18 protein-coding genes and 1 tRNA gene are annotated in these 19,681 nt (G+C 72.1%); 3 read left to right on the forward strand and 16 right to left on the reverse strand.

The genetic code is table 11. The annotated features are described in order from the left end of the window. Positions 1–2: 2 nt before the first annotated feature. The 9 genes from cysN to ABUL08_RS19690 form a co-directional block, all read right to left on the reverse strand. Positions 3–1,313: a sulfate adenylyltransferase subunit CysN gene (gene cysN / locus ABUL08_RS19650; protein ID WP_350931383.1), complete on the reverse strand. Its 1,311-nt coding sequence runs from the start codon at positions 1,311–1,313 to the stop codon at positions 3–5. Beyond that, the gene (cysD, locus tag ABUL08_RS19655) at positions 1,313–2,224 is read right to left on the reverse strand and encodes a sulfate adenylyltransferase subunit CysD (RefSeq protein ID WP_242796660.1); all 912 of its coding nucleotides are present in this window, start codon (positions 2,222–2,224) and stop codon (positions 1,313–1,315) included. Before cysD ends, cysN begins: the two co-directional genes overlap by 1 nt. Before the next feature lie 79 nt (positions 2,225–2,303). Further along, entirely contained in the window at positions 2,304–3,137 is an 834-nt protein-coding gene (locus ABUL08_RS19660) for an inositol monophosphatase family protein (RefSeq protein WP_350931384.1), read from the reverse strand. Between the two features lie 93 nt (positions 3,138–3,230). Further along, positions 3,231–3,821, reverse strand: coding sequence for an aminoacyl-tRNA hydrolase (gene pth, locus ABUL08_RS19665; protein ID WP_350931385.1), 591 nt, complete (start codon positions 3,819–3,821; stop codon positions 3,231–3,233). Between the two features lie 101 nt (positions 3,822–3,922). Further along, a complete protein-coding gene (locus ABUL08_RS19670; protein WP_350931387.1) occupies positions 3,923–4,630 on the reverse strand; it encodes a 50S ribosomal protein L25/general stress protein Ctc in 708 nt (235 codons plus the stop codon). 275 nt (positions 4,631–4,905) lie between these two features. Then, positions 4,906–5,886: a ribose-phosphate diphosphokinase gene (locus tag ABUL08_RS19675; RefSeq protein WP_350931388.1), complete on the reverse strand. Its 981-nt coding sequence runs from the start codon at positions 5,884–5,886 to the stop codon at positions 4,906–4,908. A 53-nt stretch (positions 5,887–5,939) separates the two neighbouring features. Continuing rightward, positions 5,940–7,475: a bifunctional UDP-N-acetylglucosamine diphosphorylase/glucosamine-1-phosphate N-acetyltransferase GlmU gene (gene glmU, locus ABUL08_RS19680; protein WP_350931389.1), complete on the reverse strand. Its 1,536-nt coding sequence runs from the start codon at positions 7,473–7,475 to the stop codon at positions 5,940–5,942. A 102-nt stretch (positions 7,476–7,577) separates the two neighbouring features. Further along, positions 7,578–7,649: transfer RNA gene (locus tag ABUL08_RS19685), tRNA-Gln, on the reverse strand. Between the two features lie 46 nt (positions 7,650–7,695). Further along, on the reverse strand, positions 7,696–8,496 hold the full coding sequence (locus ABUL08_RS19690) for a helix-turn-helix domain-containing protein (RefSeq protein WP_350931390.1): 801 nt from the start codon (positions 8,494–8,496) through the stop codon (positions 7,696–7,698). Between the two features lie 299 nt (positions 8,497–8,795). Here ABUL08_RS19690 and ABUL08_RS19695 point away from each other — a divergent pair, with 299 nt between their 5' ends. Continuing rightward, entirely contained in the window at positions 8,796–9,479 is a 684-nt protein-coding gene (locus ABUL08_RS19695) for a TetR/AcrR family transcriptional regulator (protein ID WP_350931391.1), read from the forward strand. Between the two features lie 6 nt (positions 9,480–9,485). On the opposite strand, the gene ABUL08_RS19700 is transcribed toward ABUL08_RS19695, so the two are convergent. From ABUL08_RS19700 to ABUL08_RS19725, 6 genes are all read right to left on the reverse strand, one after another. Next, positions 9,486–9,962, reverse strand: coding sequence for a DUF4383 domain-containing protein (locus ABUL08_RS19700; protein ID WP_350931392.1), 477 nt, complete (start codon positions 9,960–9,962; stop codon positions 9,486–9,488). 114 nt (positions 9,963–10,076) lie between these two features. Continuing rightward, a complete protein-coding gene (locus ABUL08_RS19705) occupies positions 10,077–10,532 on the reverse strand; it encodes a DUF4383 domain-containing protein (protein WP_350931393.1) in 456 nt (151 codons plus the stop codon). 92 nt (positions 10,533–10,624) lie between these two features. Continuing rightward, the gene (locus ABUL08_RS19710) at positions 10,625–12,427 is read right to left on the reverse strand and encodes an ABC-F family ATP-binding cassette domain-containing protein (protein WP_350938733.1); all 1,803 of its coding nucleotides are present in this window, start codon (positions 12,425–12,427) and stop codon (positions 10,625–10,627) included. Positions 12,428–12,652: 225 nt separating this feature from the next. Next, positions 12,653–13,609 (reverse strand): 4-(cytidine 5'-diphospho)-2-C-methyl-D-erythritol kinase, encoded by a 957-nt coding sequence (locus ABUL08_RS19715; protein WP_350931394.1) that lies wholly within the window; start codon positions 13,607–13,609, stop codon positions 12,653–12,655. An 84-nt stretch (positions 13,610–13,693) separates the two neighbouring features. Beyond that, on the reverse strand, positions 13,694–14,563 hold the full coding sequence (gene rsmA / locus ABUL08_RS19720; protein ID WP_350931395.1) for a 16S rRNA (adenine(1518)-N(6)/adenine(1519)-N(6))-dimethyltransferase RsmA: 870 nt from the start codon (positions 14,561–14,563) through the stop codon (positions 13,694–13,696). Between the two features lie 13 nt (positions 14,564–14,576). Next, the gene (locus tag ABUL08_RS19725; RefSeq protein ID WP_350931396.1) at positions 14,577–15,539 is read right to left on the reverse strand and encodes a TatD family hydrolase; all 963 of its coding nucleotides are present in this window, start codon (positions 15,537–15,539) and stop codon (positions 14,577–14,579) included. 82 nt (positions 15,540–15,621) lie between these two features. Between ABUL08_RS19725 and ABUL08_RS19730 the strand changes: the two genes are divergently transcribed. Together ABUL08_RS19730 and ABUL08_RS19735 are read left to right on the forward strand one after the other, a co-directional pair. Further along, positions 15,622–16,872: a hypothetical protein gene (locus ABUL08_RS19730; protein WP_350931397.1), complete on the forward strand. Its 1,251-nt coding sequence runs from the start codon at positions 15,622–15,624 to the stop codon at positions 16,870–16,872. Positions 16,873–16,929: 57 nt separating this feature from the next. Further along, a complete protein-coding gene (locus ABUL08_RS19735) occupies positions 16,930–17,781 on the forward strand; it encodes an alpha/beta fold hydrolase (RefSeq protein WP_350931398.1) in 852 nt (283 codons plus the stop codon). A gap of 55 nt (positions 17,782–17,836) precedes the next feature. On the opposite strand, the gene metG is transcribed toward ABUL08_RS19735, so the two are convergent. Then, the gene (gene metG, locus ABUL08_RS19740) at positions 17,837–19,639 is read right to left on the reverse strand and encodes a methionine--tRNA ligase (protein WP_350931399.1); all 1,803 of its coding nucleotides are present in this window, start codon (positions 19,637–19,639) and stop codon (positions 17,837–17,839) included. Positions 19,640–19,681: the final 42 nt, after the last annotated feature.

The following is a 19,681-nucleotide window of genomic DNA, read 5'->3' on the forward strand; positions in this document are numbered from 1 at the left end:
GGTCAGTCGGCTTCGACGATCATGCCGGCGGCCACCGTGCGGTTGGTGGTCTCGTCGATGATGACGAAACCGCCGGTGGTGCGGTTGCGGCGGTACTCGTCCGCGAGCAGGGGCACCGTGGTGCGCAGGCGGACGCGGCCGATCTCGTTGAGCTTCAGCTCGGCCGCCGACTCGTCCCGGTGCAGCGAGTTGACGTCCAGCCGGTAGTGCAGGCCGCGCACGATCGCCCGCGCCGACCGGGTGGTGTGCTTGATCGCGTACCGGCCGCCGACCTGGAGCGGACGGGTCTCGTCCATCCAGCAGACCATCGCCTCGATGTCCTGCGCCACCGACGGGGCGTTGTTCGGCCGGCAGATCATGTCGCCGCGCGAGATGTCGATCTCGTCGGTCAGCCGGACCGTCACCGACATCGGCGGGAACGCCTCGTCGACCGGGCCGTCGGCGGTCTCCACCGAGGCGATCCGGCTGGTGAAGCCGGACGGCAGCACCATCACCTCGTCCCCGGCCTTCAGCACGCCGGAGGCCACCTGACCGGCGTAACCCCGGTAGTCGGTGACGGTGGTGGACTGCGGCCGGATCACGTACTGCACCGGGAAGCGGACGTCGACCAGGTTGCGGTCGGACGCGATGTGCACCCGCTCCAGGTGGTGCAGCAGCGACGGGCCCTCGTACCAGGGCATGTTCTCCGAACGGGTGACGATGTTGTCGCCCTGCAGCGCGGAGATCGGCACCACGGTCAGGTCCGGCACGTCGAGCTTGGCGGCGAACGCCGTGAACTCGTCCGCGATCCGCTCGAACACCTCCTGCGACCAGTCGACCAGGTCCATCTTGTTGACGCAGAGGACCAGGTGCGGCACCCGCAGCAGCGAGCAGAGGAACGCGTGCCGGCGGGACTGCTCCACCAGGCCCTTGCGGGCGTCCACCAGGATCAGCGCCAGGTCGGCGGTCGACGCGCCGGTGACCATGTTCCGGGTGTACTGGGTGTGCCCGGGGGTGTCGGCGATGATGAACTTCCGCCGCGGCGTGGCGAAGTAGCGGTACGCCACGTCGATGGTGATGCCCTGCTCCCGCTCGGCGCGCAGGCCGTCGGTGAGCAGCGCCAGGTTGGTGTACTCGTCGCCCCGGGCCGCGCTGACCGCCTCGACGGCGGCGAGCTGGTCGGTGAAGAGCGACTTGGTGTCGTACAGCAGCCGGCCGATCAGGGTCGACTTGCCGTCGTCCACGCTTCCCGCGGTGGCGAACCGCAGCAGGTCCATCGGCCGCCCCTCGGGCAGCCCGGAGTCGGCGGCCGGCGCCTCGATGTCGACACTCATCAGAAGTAGCCCTCCCGCTTGCGGTCCTCCATGGCGGCCTCGCTGACCCGGTCGTCACCGCGGGTCGCGCCGCGCTCGGTGATCCGCGTCGCGGCCACCTCCTCGATCACCTTCTCCACCGTGTCGGCGTCCGAGCGGACCGCCGCGGTGCAGGAGGCGTCACCCACGGTGCGGTACCGCACCTGGGCCTTGAACCGCTCCTCGCCCGCCCGGGGGCGGAAGAACTCGTTCACCGCGTAGAACATGCCGTCCCGCTCGATCACCTCACGCTCGTGCGCGTAGTAGATCGAGGGCAGCGGGATGCGCTCCCGCGCGATGTAGTGCCAGACGTCCAGCTCGGTCCAGTTGGAGAGCGGGAAGACCCGGATCGACTCGCCCGGGTGGTGCCGCCCGTTGTAGAGCGACCACAGCTCCGGGCGCTGGTTCTTCGGGTCCCACTGGCCGAACTCGTCGCGGAAGCTGAACACCCGCTCCTTGGCCCGGGCCTTCTCCTCGTCGCGGCGGGCGCCACCGAAGAGCGCGTCGAAGCGGTGCTTCTCCACCGCCTCGAGCAGCACCGGCGTCTGGATCCGGTTCCGGGTGCCGTCGGCGGCCTCGCGGACCATCCCCTTCGCCAACGCCTCCGGCACGCTCGCCACGATCAGCTGGAGCCCCAGCTCGGCCACCCGCTGGTCCCGGTACTCCAGGACCTCGGGGAAGTTGTGGCCGGTGTCCACGTGCATCACCGGGAAGGGGATGTTGGCCGGCGCGAAGGCCTTCTGCGCCAGGCGCAACATCACGATCGAGTCCTTGCCGCCGGAGAAGAGCAGCACGGGCCGCTCCATCTCGGCGACCACCTCGCGCATCACGAAGATGCTCTCCGCCTCGAGCGCGTCGAGGTGGGACACCTGGTATGCGGCGGACGCGGTCATGACACGGGCTCGATTCGCTCGGATCCGCTCATGGGATTCCAGACCTTTCCGGTCGGACTCGTGAAGAAGACTGCTCAGGTTACCCGTTGTGCCGCTGCAACGCTGCAAGCAACCGACTGGCGAGATCCTTGCGGCAGACCAGCAGATCCGGCAGTCGAGGGTCGGCCTCGTTGTATTTCAGCGCAGAACCGTCGATCCGGGAAGCGTGCAGTCCGGTGGCCGTCGCCACAGCGACCGGAGCGGCGGAATCCCACTCGTACTGACCGCCGGCGTGGATGTACGCGTCGACCTCACCGGTGACCACAGCGGCGATCTTCGCGCCCGCCGAGCCCATCGGCACCAGATGAGCGCCGACATCCTGCGCCAGATCGGTCAGGAAAACCGGCGGACGGCTACGACTGGCCGCCAACCGGATGGTTCGCGTACCGGCCGACGTGGCCGCCTCCACCGTCATCGGCGGGTACGCCGGTGGGTAGTCGGTGCCCAGCACCCGGTGCTGCGCCGGCAGCCCCACCGCGCCCGCGGTCAGACCGTGCGGCGTCGGCGCGGTACGCGACCAGAGCGCCACGTGCACCGCCCAGTCCGAGCGCCCCTCCTCGGCGAACTCCCGGGTGCCGTCCAACGGGTCGATGATCCACACCCGGTCGGCGCCCAGCCGCGGCACCGCCTCGGCCGTCACCTCCGCCGTCCAGGCCAGCCGGGAGCCCTCGTCCTCCTCGGAGAGCACCGCGTCCGCCGGCCGCCACTTCGCCAGCTCCGTACGGATCAGGTCGTGCGAGACCTTGTCACCGGCCGACCTCAGCGCCCCCGGGTCGGCGAAGCCCATCTCCGCACGCAGGCTCATCAGCGCCTGACCGGCCCGCGCCGCCAGCCAGCGGGCGAACGCGCCGTCGATCATCGGAGGACTGCCCATGTTCTTCCGCTCCCGTCGCTCGCCGTCGCCGGCCCGGTCAGAGAGGCGCAGACTACCGGCCGGGAAGCCCGGTTTCCGGACGCCCCGCCCGGCTCACCCGCCGTGGTAGAGGTTCTGGGTCGGCTCCACCCCACGGGTGACCACCGACTCGACCACGTCCGCCGCGCGGTCGACCAGGAAGTCCAACTCCTTGCGTTCCGCGGCGGAGAAGTCCGACAGCACGTAGTCCGCCGGGTCCTGCCGCCCCGGCGGCCGGCCGATGCCGAACCGCACCCGGACGTAGTCCTTCGTGCCCAACGACTTCGACATCGACCGCAGGCCGTTGTGTCCGCCCTCGCCGCCGTCGCGCTTGCAGCGCACCTGCCCGTACGGGATGTCCAGCTCGTCGTGGACCGCGATCACCCGCTCCGGCGGGATCTTGTGGAACTGCGCCAGTCCGGCGACCGGCCCACCGGAGAGGTTCATGTACGTCAGCGGCTTCACCAGCACCAGCTTCGGGCCACCGAAGCCGAGCCGCCCCTCGGCGACCTCCGCCACGGCCCGCTTGTGCCGGCCGAACCTGCCGCCCACCCGATCGGCGAGCAGCTCCGCCACCATGAAACCGACGTTGTGCCGGTTACCGGCGTACTCCCGACCCGGGTTGCCCAGGCCGACCACCAGCCACGGCCCCGCCTCGTCCGTCACGCCTCGCCCCTCCCGCGCCGCCGCCACCCGGCGGCCGTCCCGATACGCCGACAGGCGCCCCCGGAAACCGGGAGCGCCTGTCGCACAGCTTGCGGAGGCGATCAGGCCTCGGTCTTGGCCTCGGCGCTCTCCTCGCCACCGGCGGTGGCGGGCTCGCCGGCCTCGGCACCCTCGGCGCCCTCGGCGGTCTCCTCGCCGACACCGGCCTCGGCCTCCTCGTCGGCCGTCTCGACCTCGGGGAGGGTGGCCTCGAGCTGCTCGGCGGTCGGCGCGGCGGTGACCGACGCGACCGCGAGCTCCGGGTCGGCGGCCAGCTCGACGCCGGACGGCAGCTCCACGTCGGCGGCGGTGACCTGGGTGCCGGCCTCCATGCCCTCGATCGACGCCTCCAGGTGGTCCGGCACCTTGGTGGCGTCGGCGGTCACCGAGAGGGTGTCGTGGTCGTGCACGATCAGGGTGTCCTTGGCGGCGTCACCGGTCAGCTGCACCGGCACCTCGACCGTGACCTTCTCGCCACGGCGGACCAGCAGCAGGTCGACGTGCTCGAAGCTGTCCTTGATCGGGTCACGCTGGATCGCCTTCGGCAGCGCCAGCACCTGGGTGCCGTCGCTCACCTCGATCGCGAAGAGCTGGTTGGCGCCACCCTTACGGATGGCGGCGGCGAACTCCCGCGCCGGGAGCGCGATGTGCTTCGGCTTCTCGCCGTGGCCGTACAGCACGGCGGGCACCTTGCCGGCCCGGCGGGTACGACGGGCACCACCCTTGCCGAACTCGGTACGGGGCTCGGCGCTGATCTTTACCTCGGACACGGGGAAACTCCTGATGCTTTTCGCTGCGGCGGCTTGTCGACTGGCGGTGCTGGGGCGAGGGGCTCGCTGGGGCTCAAGCGTCATGAACGACTGCCCGGAGCACCGCGTCGATCACGGTGCCCCGTGCGGTGCTTTTCAGCGGCCCGCCGGGCACCCTCGCCGTGGCAACCGCACCAGTCTACCCGAGGGAATTCCGAGCTTTCCGGCAGTCCCCTTATCACCGTCCCCGCCGGCCCGCAGGCCGACGGGGACGGTGCCGCGCACGGCGCGGAAGGTCAGCTCAGGCCACCGAAGAGCGTGGTCACCGACCCGTCGTCGAAGACCTCGCGGATGGCCCGGGCGAGCAGCGGCGCGATCGACAGCACGGTGAGCTTGTCGAGCTGCTTCTCGGGCGGCAGCGGCAGCGTGTTGGTCACCACGACCTCGCTGATCGGGCTGTTCTTCAACCGCTCGGTCGCCGGGTCCGACAGCAGCGCGTGGGTCGACGCCACCACGATCTCCGCCGCGCCCGACTCCTTGAGGATGTCGGCGGCCTTGGTGATCGTGCCACCGGTGTCGATCATGTCGTCGACGATCAGGCAGACCCGACCCTCGACCTCACCCACCACGCGGTTCGCCACCACCTGGTTCGGCTTCATCGGGTCCCGGGTCTTGTGGATGAACGCCAGCGGGCAGCCACCCATCCGGTCCGTCCACCGCTCCGCCACCCGCACTCGGCCCGAGTCCGGCGCGACCACGGTCATCGGCCGGCCCGCGTACCGGCGCTCCACGTACTCGGCCAGCACGTCCATCGCGAAGAGGTGGTCCACCGGGCCGTCGAAGAAGCCCTGGATCTGCGCGGTGTGCAGGTCCACCGTGAGGATCCGGTTCGCGCCCGCGGTCTTCAGCAGGTCGGCCACCAGCCGGGCCGAGATCGGCTCCCGGCCGCGGTGCTTCTTGTCCTGCCGGGCGTACGGGTAGAACGGCAGCACCACGGTGATCCGCTTGGCGGAACCCCGCTTCAGCGCGTCGATCATGATCAGGGTCTCCATGACCCAGGTGTTGACCCCGTGCGTCACGGACTGCACCACGAAGGCGTCCGAACCACGCACCGAATCCTTGAACCGTACGAAGATCTCGCCGTTGGCGAACTCGTACGCGTCGGCCGGCGTCGGTGCCACGCCGAGCACCTCACCGATCTCCTTGGCCAGCTCCGGAAAGCCACGTCCGGAGAAGAGCATCAGGCTCTTGCGGTTTTCGGCGACGATGCTGCCCATGGGCCCGTCTGCTCCCGTTGGTCGGTGGTTCCCGGCGGCGGTGGAGCCGGGGACTATTCGGTTGCAGTATCCCCCGCGCCCGACGGTCCACCCACGCTCCGGCCACCCTCGTGGATTCGCTCACCTTCCCTTGCGGCGGCGGCCCCGCCCGACGCATCCTCCGCCGCCTGCCGGGCCCGCTCGGCGGCGGCCGCGGAAACCGTCCCCGGACGCTTACGCGCCACCCAGCCGTCGATGTTGCGCTGCGGCGCCCGGGTCACCCCCAGCGCGCCCGGCGGCACGTCCTGCGCGATCGCGCTGCCCGCCGCGACGTAGGCACCGTCGCCCACCTCGACCGGTGCGATGAGGCTGGTGTCGCAGCCGACGAACGCCCCCTCACCGACCACGGTGCGGTGCTTGTTCACCCCGTCGTAGTTCACGAAGATCGTCGCCGCGCCGATGTTCGCCTTCGCCCCGATCGTCGCGTCACCCACGTACGTCAGGTGCGGCACCTTCGCGCCCGCACCCAGCTCCGAGTTCTTCACCTCGACGAACGTGCCGACCTTCGACTTCTCGGCCAGCCGCGCCGCCGGCCGCAGGTACGCGTACGGGCCGACGCTGGCGCCCGCGCCCACCTCGGCGCTCACCGCGTGGCTGCGCAGCACCGTCGCGCCCGCGCCCACCGTCGTGTCGATCAACGTCACGTCCGGCCCGACCACCGCGCCGGCCCCGACCACGCTCGCACCCCGCAGCTGGGTGTTCTGGTCGACCACCGCATCCCGCTCGACGGTCACCGTCACGTCGATCCAGGTGGTGTGCGGGTCGAGGATGCTCACCCCGCTGCGCATCCAACCGGCGTTGACCCGGTCGCGCAGCAGCCCGCGCAGCGCCGCCAGCTCGACCCGGTCGTTGCAGCCCAGCGTCTCGACGTGGTCCGCGGCGACGTGCACGGCCACCGGCTCGCCGGCGTCGCGGAGCAGGCCGAAGACGTCGGTGAGGTATTCCTCGCCCTGGTCGTTGTCGGTGGAGAGCTTGCCCAGCCCGTCGCGCAGCCGCGCCACGTCGAACGCGTAGATGCCCGCGTTGATCTCCCGCAGCGCCCGCTGCTCCGGCGTCGCGTCCCGCTCCTCGACGATCTGCGCCAGCCGACCGTCGGCGTCCCGCACGATCCGGCCCAGGCCGGTCGGGTCCGGCACCTCGGCGGCCAGCACGGTGGCCGCAGCGCCCGCGCCCTCGTGCGCCTCGACCAGCGCGGCGACGGTCTCCGCACGCAGCAGCGGCACATCCCCGTTGATCACGACGACGGTGCCGGTGGCGTCCGGCACGGCCTCCAACGCGATCCGGACCGCGTGCCCGGTGCCGAGCTGCTGGGCCTGGAGCACCGGCGTCGCCTCCGGGGCGACCTCGGCCAGGTGGGCCCGGACCTGGTCGGCACCGTGCCCGACGACGACCACGGTGCGGTCCGCACGCAGCGGCGCGGCGGCGGCCAGCACGTGACCGACGAGGGTACGACCGAGCAGCGGGTGCAGCACCTTGGGCAGGGCCGACTTCATCCGCTTGCCCTCACCGGCGGCGAGCACGACAACGGTGCGGAGGTGGGGCTGGGGCACGACGTGGCTCCCGTCGGTACGGCGACAGTCTCGCGGCCATGCTAACCAGCTCAACAGGCAGGCCGCTGAATACCCCGACATGGACGCCCGCACCGGAAACTGCTCGGCCGCCAGGGTTCGAACCTGAAACACGGGTACCAAAGACCCGGGTGTTGCCAATTACACCACGGCCGACTGCAACGCCCGCCAGCTTAGCGCCTGTCGAAGCCTGCCACGAGATTCACTCCGGGACGCCCGTCGCCTTGCTCAGGCCGTCCATCACCCCCTCGATCCACAGATACAGCGCTCGGGCCCTGGGAACCCGTACCACCAGGCATCCCCGGTAGTCGTCCCCGGTGTTGAGTCGCGTCGTCCGCGGATTGTGTCGCTTGAGCGTCGGGCTCTGCAGGGTCTCCACGCCGATCCCCAACTGCTCCGCCCACCATCGCCCGGCCGCCTCGGCGTCGGCGTTCTCGTGGATGCTCACCCGGTACCGGAGCTCCTGCCGGGAACGCCCGTTCGCCTCGACGAACCGGACGAACAGCTCCACCAACCGGATGTCGCTGTTGGTGAAGACGAGGTCGTACCGCCGGTTCTCCGGCTTGCTCTTGGTGCCCTCGCACCAGTAGAGCGCCGCACCGATCAGGAGGATCTCGCGCGGGCCGGCGCAGCCAGCCCAGACGGCGGCTCGCCGACGCGCCTCCGACTCCGCCGACAGACGCTGTTCCCGCCGTTCGTCGACCTTGATCCTGCGCAGCGCGGCCGCCTCGGCCCGGCGTTTCCGCACCCGTTCCGATGCCGGATCGAGCGGCAGGTGCTTCACCCACTGGTAGGCCGTCGATCTGCTCACGCCCAGCCGCTCCGCGATGTCGGTGACCGACCAACCTTCGGCGCGGAGTGCCACCGCCTCGGCACGTGACCCGTCCTTGGCGTTGGGGCGACGGGTCCACTCCGGCGCCGGAACCCCTTTCAGCAGACCCTGGAGGCGATTTCGCCCGAGGCCGGTCCGAGCCTGGATGTCGCGGACGGAGAGCTGCTCCACGACGCGCAGGCGGCGCACCTCGGCGGCGAGGGGATCGGTCATGCCCGCACATTAGGACACGTGTACGACAACCGGCCGGCCCGAGCCGGAGGGGTTCGCGGCCGGACCGGTGAGGCCGGTCGTCCGGCGGTAAAGCGGTCGGTGGGTGCGGCGGCGGCCTGGCAGGATGGCCGGGTGATCCAGCTTCAGCGGCGCCGGCCGGCCGGTCGCCCGGGGCGTGGCCCCGCCGCCGGCAGGGCCGCGACGTGAGCACCCCCATTCCACGGCAGGGCGTCACCGCGCGCCGGCGAGGTGACGAGATGACCGAGGTTCCCCGCAACGACGCCAGCGCCCGCAGGCGGGCGGTCCCGGCGGCGAAGCCCTCCTCCCGGGTACGCATGTCCGCGGCGCAGCGACGTGAGCAGCTCATCTCGATCGCCCGGCAGATCTTCGCCGAACGTGGCTTCGACGCCACCTCGATAGAGGAGGTGGCGTCGCGGGCGAAGGTCTCCAAGCCGGTGGTCTACGAGCACTTCGGCGGCAAGGAGGGCCTGTACGCGGTGGTGGTGGACCGGGAGGTCCGTTCGCTGCTGGACCGGATCACCACCGCGTTGACCGCCGGGCATCCCCGGGAGCTGCTGGAGCAGGCGGCGATGACCCTGCTGACGTACATCGAGGAGGAGACCAGCGGGTTCCGGGTGCTGGTCCGGGAGTCGCCGCTGATGTCGGCGACGGGGAACTTCAGCAGCGTGATGAACGACGTCGCGCACCAGGTCGAACACATCCTGGGTGCGGAGTTCTCCAGCCGGGGCTACGACCCGAAGCTGGCGGAGCTCTATTCGCAGGCGCTGGTGGGCATGGTGGCGTTGACCGGCCGCTGGTGGCTGGAGGTACGCAAGCCGCGCAAGGAGACGGTCGCCGCGCACCTGGTGAACCTGGCCTGGAACGGGTTGTCGCACCTGGAGGCCAAGCCGGGGCTGATCACCGGCCGCAAGTCGGGCTGACCGGGCTCAGTGGCTGGGCACCCCGGAGACAGGGTGCTCGCGCCGGCGGCGTTCCTCGGCGGCGTGCTCGTCGGTGCCGACCTTGTCGTACAGGCCGGTGGCCAGCAGGATCAGCCCGAACGCCAGGGAGACGAGCACGGTCGACATGGAGAAGTTGAGGAAGTTCGCCGGGGTCTGCAGGACGGCCATCATCAGGATCCCGGTGACCAGGAAGACCACTCCGGCGGTCAGGTTCATGTAGTGGCCGAGGTTGCCGCGCCGGGACGCGCCGACCATCAGCACGATGCCGAAGACCACGGACACCAGCGAGAAGGCCAGGTTGGTGCGGAGCCCGAGGGCCCAGTTGCTCCCCCGGTCGAAGAGCCCGTCGCCCCAGGTCTCGAAGACCCCGTAGACCCCGAAGATCAGGATGTAGAGGCCGACGAGCCCGGCGAGGACCCGGTAGAGCGGCCGCGCGGGGTGGTTCACCGGAAAGTGCGGCATGAGTTCCTCCAGCCGAGTGACCGATTTCGCCACATTGTCACTTGGCTGCGCGGACCCTGTCCCGGAAAACGCCGAAGGCCCGGCACCAGGCCGGGCCCCTGCGACGGAACGGAGTCAGAGCACCAGGCGGGCCTTCTGCCAGGCCTCCTTCTCCTCCTCGCTGCCGACCTTGCCGTACATGCCGACCATCAGCAGGACGAGGGCGAGCACCAGCACCACGATCACGGTGATGATGGAGAAGTTGAAGATGTTGGCGTCGGTGCGGATGAAGGCCAGCTCGGCGAGGCCGAGGACGATCAGCGCGTACGCCAGCCACTGGTTGATGGCCACGTCGAGGTTACGGCCGATGACGGTGCCGGCGAGGATCGCCGCCCCGAGCACGATGGTCAGGAGCGAGAATCCGAGGTTGGTGCCCTGGCCGAGGACCTTGGTGCCGTCCTGGGCGAGCACGTCGTCGCCGGCGCTGGCGATGATGCCGAGCACGCCGAAGACCACGAAGTACAGACCAACGAGCCCGCCGATCGCCCGGTAGATCGGCCGCGCGGGGTGGTTGACGGGGGTGTGGGCCATGTCTGTGTCTCCAAGACCGTTCGGGTGAGGGGTCGACAGCGATTGTCCCGCACGCCGGGCTGTGACGCCGCACACCCCCCACCCGTGGCGGGTCAGTCGCCCGGCAGTTCCTCCGCGAGGGCCAGCCAGGTCTCCTCGGTCCGCTCCCGTTCGGCGCGCAGCTCCTTGAGCTGGGTGTCCAGCTCGGCGACCTTGGCGTAGTCGGTGGCGTGCGTGGCGAGTTGGTCGAGGAGGGTGACCTCCTTCTGCTCCAGCTTGCCGATCTGCCGTTCCAGCTTGCCGAGTTCCTTGCGGGCGACGCGGACCTCGGCGGCGGACATGCCACTGGTGGCCCCGGCCGTCGGGGCCGGCGTGGTGAGGGCGGGGGCGGCACCGGATCGGGCGGCCGAGGCGCGGGCCAGGTACTCGTCGACACCACCGGGCAGGTGCACGAGCCGGCCGTCACCGAACATCCCGTACGCGACCTCGGTGACCCGCTCGATCAGGTACCGGTCGTGGCTGGCCACGATGATCGTGCCCGGCCAGGAGTCGAGCAGGTCCTCCAGCGCGGCGAGGGTGTCGGTGTCCAGGTCGTTGGTGGGCTCGTCGAAGAGCAGCACGTTGGGTTCCCCGGCGAGCAGCCGGAGCATCTGCAACCGGCGGCGTTCCCCACCGGAGAGGTCGCTGACGGGCGTCCAGAGCCGCCGGTCGTCGAAGCCGAACACCTCGGCGAGCTGGGCGGCGGAGATCTCCCGGTCGCCGAGCTGCACCCGGCGGGCGACCTCCTCGACGGCCTCCAGGACCCGCAGGTGCCCGGGGAGTTCGGCCAGCTCCTGGGAGAGGAACGCCGGTTTCACGGTCGAGCCGGTGACGAACCGGCCGCCGTCGGGGCGGGTCACTCCGGCGAGCATCCGCAGCAGGGTGGTCTTGCCGGCGCCGTTGCGGCCGAGGATGGCGATCCGGTCGCCGGGGCCGACCTGCCAGGTGGTGTCGTGCAGGATCTCCTTCGGCCCGGCGTGCAGCCGGACGTGCTCCAGGTCGTACACCTGCTTGCCGAGCCGGGCGGTGGCCATCCGCTGCAGGGACATGGTGTCGCGCGGCGGCGGCACGTCGTCGATGAGCGCGTTGGCCGCGTCGATCCGGAACTTCGGCTTGGAGGTGCGGGCGGGCGGGCCGCGGCGCAGCCAGGCGATCTCCTTGCGGAGCAGGTTCTGCCGGCGGGCCTCGGTGGCGGCGGCGACCCGTTCGCGCTCGACGCGGGCGAGGGTCCAGGCGGCGAAGCCGCCCTCGTACGCCCGGACGGTCTGGTCGGCGACCTCCCAGGTGGTGGTGCAGACCGCGTCGAGGAACCACCGGTCGTGGGTGACCACGACGAGCGCGCCCTTGCGGGTGACCAGGTACCTCGCGAGCCAGTCGACGCCGCCGACGTCGAGGTGGTTGGTGGGCTCGTCGAGGATGAGCAGGTCGGATTCGCGGACCAGCAGGGCGGCCAGCGCCACCCGCCGGCGCTCGCCGCCGGACATCGGGCCGACCGGCTGGTCGAGGCCGAGGTGGGGCATGCCCAGCCCGTCGAGGATGGCCCGGACGCCCGCGTCGCCGGCCCACTCGTGCTCGGCGCCCATGCTCTCGCCGAGCCAGGCGGTGCCGAGCACCACGTCCCGGACGGTGGCCTCGGGGGTCAGGGTGAGGCTCTGCGGCAGCCAGAGGACGCGCAGGTCGCGGCGGTGGGTGACCCGGCCGTCGTCGGGCCCCTCCTGCTTGGTGAGCAGCCGCAGCAGGGTGGACTTGCCGGCGCCGTTGAGGCCGACCACGCCGATCCGGTCGGCGTCGTCGAGGCCGAGCGAGACGTCGGTGAGCAGCGGCCCGGCGGCGCCGTACCCCTTGGACACCCGGTCCAGGTTGACGATGTTGGCCACGACCTCACCCACCTCCATGATCAAGGCGTCCCGCGGGTGCCGGCCGGCACGTGGGACGCCTGCCCCAAGGGTACGCGGAGCCCTCGCCCCCTCCCCGCCGCGCTTCCCGACCCCCGCTTGATCGACTCCACATCGCCGACATGGGCTGGTCCCGGCGACCCGAACCCCGCCACGTCGGCGACACGGGGTCGAGCCGGCCGGCTCGCGCCGGGCGGCGGCCGTGGGTCAGATGATGCGGGCGCCGGCCACCGGGCCGTGGGCCACGCGGGCCTCGCGGCAGACGTCGGCGGATTCCAGGTCGGCGGCGATGCGGGTGGCGTGCGACTCGTCGGTGGCGAGGAAGACGCAGGTCGGGCCGGAGCCGGAGACCAGACCGGCGAGCGCGCCGGCCGCCTCGCCGGCCTTCAGGGTCGCCGCCAGCGACGGGCGCATGGCCAGCGCGGCGGCCTGGAGGTCGTTGCCGAGCGCGGCGGCGAGCACCTGCGGGTCGCGTTGGCGCAGCGCGGCGAGCAGCGCGTCGGTGCTGCCCAGCGGCTCACCGGCGGTGCCGGCGTCGCGCAGCCGGTCGAGTTCGCGGTAGGCGGCGGGGGTGGAGAGACCGCCGTCGGCGACCGCCACCACCCAGTGCCAGGAGGTCGGGCGGGCCAGCACCGGGCTGACCGCCTCGCCCCGGCCGGTGCCCAGCGCGGTGCCGCCGTGGATCAGGAACGGCACGTCGGAGCCGAGGTCGGCGGCGATGCCGGCCAGCTCGTCGCGGGACAGCCCGGTGCCCCAGAGGGCGTCGCAGGCGACCAGGGCGGCGGCCGCGTCGGCGCTGCCCCCGGCCAGCCCACCGGCGAGCGGGATCTGCTTGCGCAGGTGGAGCCGGGCGTGCGGCAGGACGCCCGCGTACCCGGCGAGGGCGTGGGCGGCCCGGATCACCAGGTTGGTGTCGTCCAGGGCCAGCTCGCCGGCACCCTCCCCCTCCATGGTCAGGGTGAGGGTGTCGCCCCGCCGCGCGGTCAGCTCGTCGTGGATCGAGATCGCGTGGTAGACGGTGTTCAGCTCGTGGTAGCCGTCACGGCGCAGCGGGCCCACCCCGAGGTGCAGGTTGACCTTGGCGGGCACCCGTACCCGGACCGGCCCGCTGGCACCTCGCCGCCGCTGCTCGTCCTCGTCGTCCGGTCGCCAGGCCTCGGTCACGGGGCGAGGTCCCGCCGGCGCAGGCGGATGTCGAACGGCTTCTCCACGGTCAGCTCCTCGGCGGCGTCGGACAACGGCGCCAGCCTACTGGGCGGTCGGCGCGGCGGTCGGGGCCGACGCGGCGATGGCGGCGAACTGCTCGACGGTGAGCGACTCGCCGCGGGCGCCGGGGTCGACACCGGCGGCGGTGAGCGCGGCGGCGGCCCGGTCGGCGCCACCGGCCCAGCCGGCCAGCGCCGCGCGCAGGGTCTTGCGACGCTGCGCGAAGGCCGCGTCCACCACCGCGAAGACCCGCTCCCGGGGTACGTCGGCGACGGGCGGCTCGCGGCGGGTGAAGGCGACCAGGCCGGAGTCGACGTTCGGCACGGGCCAGAACACGTTCGGCGGGACCTTGCCGGCGGCCCGGGCGCGGGCGTACCAGGCGAGCTTCACCGACGGGATGCCGTACACCTTGGAGCCGGGACCGGCGACGAGCCGGTCGGCGACCTCCTTCTGCACCATCACCAGGCCGTGCCGCAGGGTGGGCAGCTCGGCGAGCAGGTGCAGCACCACCGGCACGGCGACGTTGTAGGGCAGGTTGGCCACCAGCGCGGTCGGCGCGGGGTCGGCCAGGTCGGCGGCGGTGACCCGCAGCGCGTCGGCCCGGTGCACCCGGAGCCGGGCGGCGTCCGGGCCGGCGAAGCGGGCGGCGGTCTCCGGCAGCGCGCCGGCCAGCGTCGGGTCGATCTCCACGGCGTGCACGTGCGCGGCGACCGGCAGCAGGCCCAGGGTGAGCGAGCCGAGGCCGGGGCCGACCTCCAGCGCCACGTCGTCCGGCGTCAGGCCGGCGGCGGTGACGATCCGGCGGACCGTGTTCGGGTCGTGCACGAAGTTCTGGCCGAGCTTCTTGGTCGGCGCGACGCCGAGGCGCGCGGCGAGTTCCCGGATCTCCGCCGGGCCGAGGAGACCGGTCACGCCGGGCATCCTTTCACCACGGCCCGAAGACGCGGTCGCCGGTGGCGGAGATCGCGGCGCAGAGCTCGTCCAGGTCGGTGCCGGTGGTCGCGGCGAGCGCCCGGACCGTCAGCGGGATCAGGTACGACGCGTTCGGCCGTCCCCGGTGCGGCATCGGGGTCAGGTACGGCGCGTCGGTCTCCACCAGCAGCTGGTCGATCGGAGTGAGCGCGGCGGCCTCGCGCAGCGCGGCGGCGCTGCCGAAGGTGACCGTGCCGGCGAAGCTGAGCAGGTAGCCCCGGCGGACGCACTCGGCGGCGAAGTCGGCGTCGCCGGAGAAACAGTGCAGCACCACCGTCTCCGGGGCGCCCTCGTCGTCGAGCACGCGCAGCACGTCGGCGTGCGCGTCCCGGTCGTGGATGACCAGCGCCTTGCCGTACCGCTTGGCGATGGCGATGTGCGCCCGGAAGCTCTCCTCCTGCGCGGCCCGCCCCTCGTCCCCGGTACGGAAGAAGTCCATCCCGGTCTCGCCGACGCCCCGGACCCGGTCCCGGGCGGCGAGCGCCTCGATCTCGCGCAGTGCCTCGTCCAGGTCGGCCAGCCGGGGCGCCTCGTTGGGGTGCAGCGCCACGGTGGCCAGCACCGCCGGGTGGCGCTCGGCCACGTCGGCGCCCCAACGGGACGAGGCGACGTCCACGCCGACCTGGACCAGCCGGTCCACCCCGACCGCGACGGCCACCTCGATCGCCACGGCGATCGGGTCGTCGGCCGCCCCACCGCTCGAGCCGCCGTTCGCTCCCGACTGCGGGGCTCGCGACCCCGGCTCACTCCTCGCGCTTCGCGGGGGCACGCCCGCCTCGCTGACGGTGATGTCCAGGTGGGTGTGGCTGTCCAGGACGGGACGGGGCAGCGCCTCGGGTGCGGGCGGGAACTCCCCGGCCCGGCGGGCGGCCCGTTGCTTGCGGGATTCGTTCTGCTCGGTCATCGCGGCCAGCATCACACACCCCCGGCGGCCGACGTTCCCGGACCGCCATCGACTGTTCACACGAGGAACATCTGTGCCGCTTAGCGTGCCGAGCGTGACCGTCGCCCCCCGCACCAGCGGTGCCGCCCCCGAGCGGACCGGGCTGCACGTGACGTACGACGGCCGCGTCCACCCGGCGGAGGAGATCGCCCGGGGCGCGGCGTACGAGCTGTTCAGCGCCGAGGAGGCGCCCGGCTTCGAGTTCGTGCCCCGCCCCGGCGTGGCGTACCCGTGGCGACGGTTCGTGCACGTCACCGAGGTGAGCGCGGTGCACGGGGCGGTGGAGCCGACCGAGGAGTCCGACGCGCCGCTGCTGATGCCGGTGCACCGGGAGCGCGGCTGGGCGCAGCTGCACCAGCTCAGCCAGTCGCCCGCCGCGGCCGGGGACCCGGTGCTCGCGGCGGTCCGCGCCTCGGCGGTGGTCCGGCCGGGCACCCGGATGGTCAAGGTGCTCTCCGCCCGGCAGCTCGCCGGTCACGTACGCGGCTGGTTGCCGCACGGCTTCTGCTACCGCGAGCACGACGTGGCGCACCTGCGTACGCCGGCCGCCCTGTCGGTGCTGCGGGGCGACTCCGAGGGCGGCCGGGACGGCACCGACGTGGCGTACGCGCTGCGCTGGCGGGCCGCCGACCCGGCGGATTACGACGTGCCGGTCGGTGCCGCGCACCGGGGGTTGACCGCGTTGGCGCCCCGGGACCGGCTCGGGCCGCCGGTGCTGGGCACCGGGTTCGTGCCGAGCAACGCCCAGCTCGTCCCCGAGTTCGTCACCCGGGACTTCGCCGACCTGCCGATGCCGGCGAACGCCACCCTGCTCGCCTATCCGGCGCAGGGGGTGGAGGTGGTGCTCTACAGCTATCAGGCGGAGCAGCGCGGCTGGCTGCGGATGGTGGGCCCGCAGTGGCGGCACCTGCTGGCCGCGGTGCCGGGCGTCTCCCCCGACCAGGAGTACGTCCCGACCGGCGACGCGCCCCGCTCCACCCAGCTCGTCGGCGGCTACGCGGGCGGCGAGTACGAGGCGGTGGCCGACCTGCCGGGCGGGTTCCGGGTGCTGGCGATGACCCGGGCGGCCCGCTACCCGGTGGAGTCGGCCGCCCGCCGGCTGCGCCGGGCCGACTGGCGGGGCGTGCCCTGTCTGGTGCTGCGGGAGGAGTCGGGCTGGCTGCGGCTGCGGCTGTGCCGGCCGGACCCGGACGCGGTGGCGGTCACCGGGGCACAGTGCCACGAGCGGGGCGTCTACGAGACCTGGGCGCCGGGTGCCGAGGTGACCGACGACCGGATCGTGGACCTGCCGTACGGGCTGGCATAACGGCAGGCGCGACGGGAATGCGCGGGCGTCCGAGACGTACGCACCGGGGAGACGCCCATGCCGTTCATCACCGTGGGGACGGAGAACTCCGCCCCCATCGACCTGTACTACGAGGACCACGGTTCCGGTCAACCGATCGTGCTGATCCACGGGTTCCCGTTCAACGGCGCGACCTGGGAGAAGGTCAGCGGGCCGCTGCAGGCCGCCGGCTACCGGGTGATCACGTACGACCGGCGTGGCTTCGGGGCCTCCGCCCAACCGGCGATGGGGTACGACTACGACACCTTCGCCGCCGACCTCGACGTGCTGATGACCGAGCTGGACCTGCGCAACGCGATCCTGGTCGGGCACTCGATGGGCACCGGTGAGGTGACCCGCTACCTCGGCGCGTACGGCTCGGACCGGGTGGACCGGGCGGTGCTGATGGCCCCGTTGGCGCCGTTCCTGCTGAAGACGCCGGACAATCCGGAAGGTGTCGAGAAGAGCCTCTTCGACGGGTTCCAGCAGGCCATCGTCGCCGACCGGTTCGCCTACCTGACCCAGTTCTGCGACGCGTTCTTCAACTACAGCGAGAACAAGGGCAGGTGGGTGAGCGAGGAGGCGTACCGGGCGCACTGGAACATCGGCGCGCAGGCGTCGGCGAAGGGCACCCACGACTCGGTGGACGCCTGGCAGACCGACTTCCGGGGCGACCTGCCGAACATCACCATCCCGGTGCTGATCATCCAGGGCGACAAGGACAACGTGCTGCCCTACCCGAAGACCGGTCAGCGCCTGCAGAACATGCTCTCCGACGCCCGGCTGGTCACCCTCCAGGGCGCGCCGCACGGCACCCCGTGGACGCACCCGACCGAGGTGAACCGGGCGATCATGGAGTTCATCGGCGCGCCGAAGATGGCCCGGGCCTGATCCGCCGACGACCGCGGCCCCGGGGGATCCCCCGGGGCCGCGTCGACGTGCCGGCTCAGCCGGCCAGCCGGGCCAGTTCCTCGTCGACGATGGACGGGTCGAGCTTGCGGAACACCGGCTTCGGCGCCGCGAGCGGCCGACCCACCTCCAGGGGTACGGACTCCCAACGCGCGCCGACCGTGTAGTCCCCGGTCAGCACCGGGTACGCCGGCCCGCCGTCGAGGTCCTCGACCTCCTCGATCACCGGCATGGGGGCGTGCACCCCGGTGCCGCCGAGCAGCTCGTGGATCTGCTGCGCGGAGTGCGGCAAAAACGGCGTGAGCAGCGTGTTGGCGTCGCTGACCACCTGGAGGGCGACGTGCAGGATGGTGCCCATCCGTGGCTTGTCGTCCTCGCCCTTGAGCTTCCAGGGCGCCTGGTCCGAGAGGTACCTGTTGGCCTCGGCGACGACCCGCATCGCCTCGCCGATGGCCTGCTTCTGCCGGTGCTTGGCGATCAGGTCACCCACGGTGGTGAAGCCGGCGCGGGCCACCGCGAGCAGCGCCTCGTCGGCCTCGGTGAGCCCGGCCGGGTCGACCGGCGGGATCGCGCCGAAGTTCTTCGCCGCCATGGAGACGGAACGGTTGACCAGGTTGCCCCAGCCGGCGACCAGCTCGTCGTTGTTGCGGCGGAGGAACTCGGCCCAGGTGAAGTCGGTGTCGTTGCTCTCCGGGCCGGCGACGGCGATGAAGTAGCGCAGCGCGTCGGCGTCGTAGCGTTCCAGGAAGTCCCGGACGTAGATGACGACCTTGCGGGACGAGGAGAACTTCCGCCCCTCCATGGTCAGGTATTCGCTGGAGACCACCTCGGTGGGCAGGTTGAGCCGGCCCAGTTCGCCGGGCTGACCGTCCCGCGCGCCCTCGCCGGAGTAGCCGCCGAGCAGCGCCGGCCAGATCACCGAGTGGAAGACGATGTTGTCCTTGCCCATGAAGTAGTAGCTGGGCGAGTCCTTCCCCTCGCCGTCGGTCGACCACCACTTGCGCCACGCCTCGGGGTCGCCGGTGCGGCGGGCCCACTCGATGGACGCGGAGAGATAGCCGATGACGGCGTCGAACCAGACGTAGATCCGCTTGTCGTTCCGGTCCTGCCAGCCCTCCAGGGGGATCGGCACGCCCCACTCCAGGTCGCGGGTGATGGCCCGGGGCTGGAGGTCGTCGAGGAGGTTGCGCGAGAACCGCAGCACGTTGGGGCGCCAGCCCTCCCGGGTGTCCAGCCACTGCCGCAGCGCGTCGGCCAGGGCGGGCAGGTCCAGGAAGAAGTGCTCGGTCTCGACGAACTCCGGCGTCTCGCCGTTGATCTTGGACTTGGGGTTGATCAGGTCGATCGGGTCGAGCTGGTTGCCGCAGTTGTCGCACTGGTCGCCGCGGGCGCTGTCGTAGCCGCAGATCGGGCAGGTGCCCTCGATGTAGCGGTCGGGCAGGGTCCGGCCGGTGGACGGGGAGATCGCCCCGGTGGTGACCTTGGGGACGATGTAGCCGTTGCGGTGCAGCCCGGTGAACAGCTCCTGCACCACCGCGTAGTGGTTGCGGGTGGTGGTGCGGGTGAACAGGTCGTACGACAGGCCCAGCGCCCGCAGGTCCTCGGCGATCACCCGGTTGTACCGGTCGGCCAGTTCGCGCGGGGTGACCCCCTCGGCGTCGGCCTGCACCTGGATCGGGGTGCCGTGCTCGTCGGTGCCGGAGACCATGAGCACGTCGTGACCGGCCATCCGCATGTACCGGGCGAAGACGTCGGAGGGAACGCCGAATCCGGAAACGTGGCCGATGTGGCGCGGGCCGTTGGCGTAGGGCCAGGCGACCGCGGCGAGAACGTGACTCATGACCAGCAAGCCTAGTGACCGCTGCACGGCGGGCGCGAACCA

Origin of the sequence: Micromonospora sp. CCTCC AA 2012012 (genome assembly GCF_040499845.1) — a bacterium.
GTDB lineage: Bacteria > Actinomycetota > Actinomycetes > Mycobacteriales > Micromonosporaceae > Micromonospora > Micromonospora mangrovi.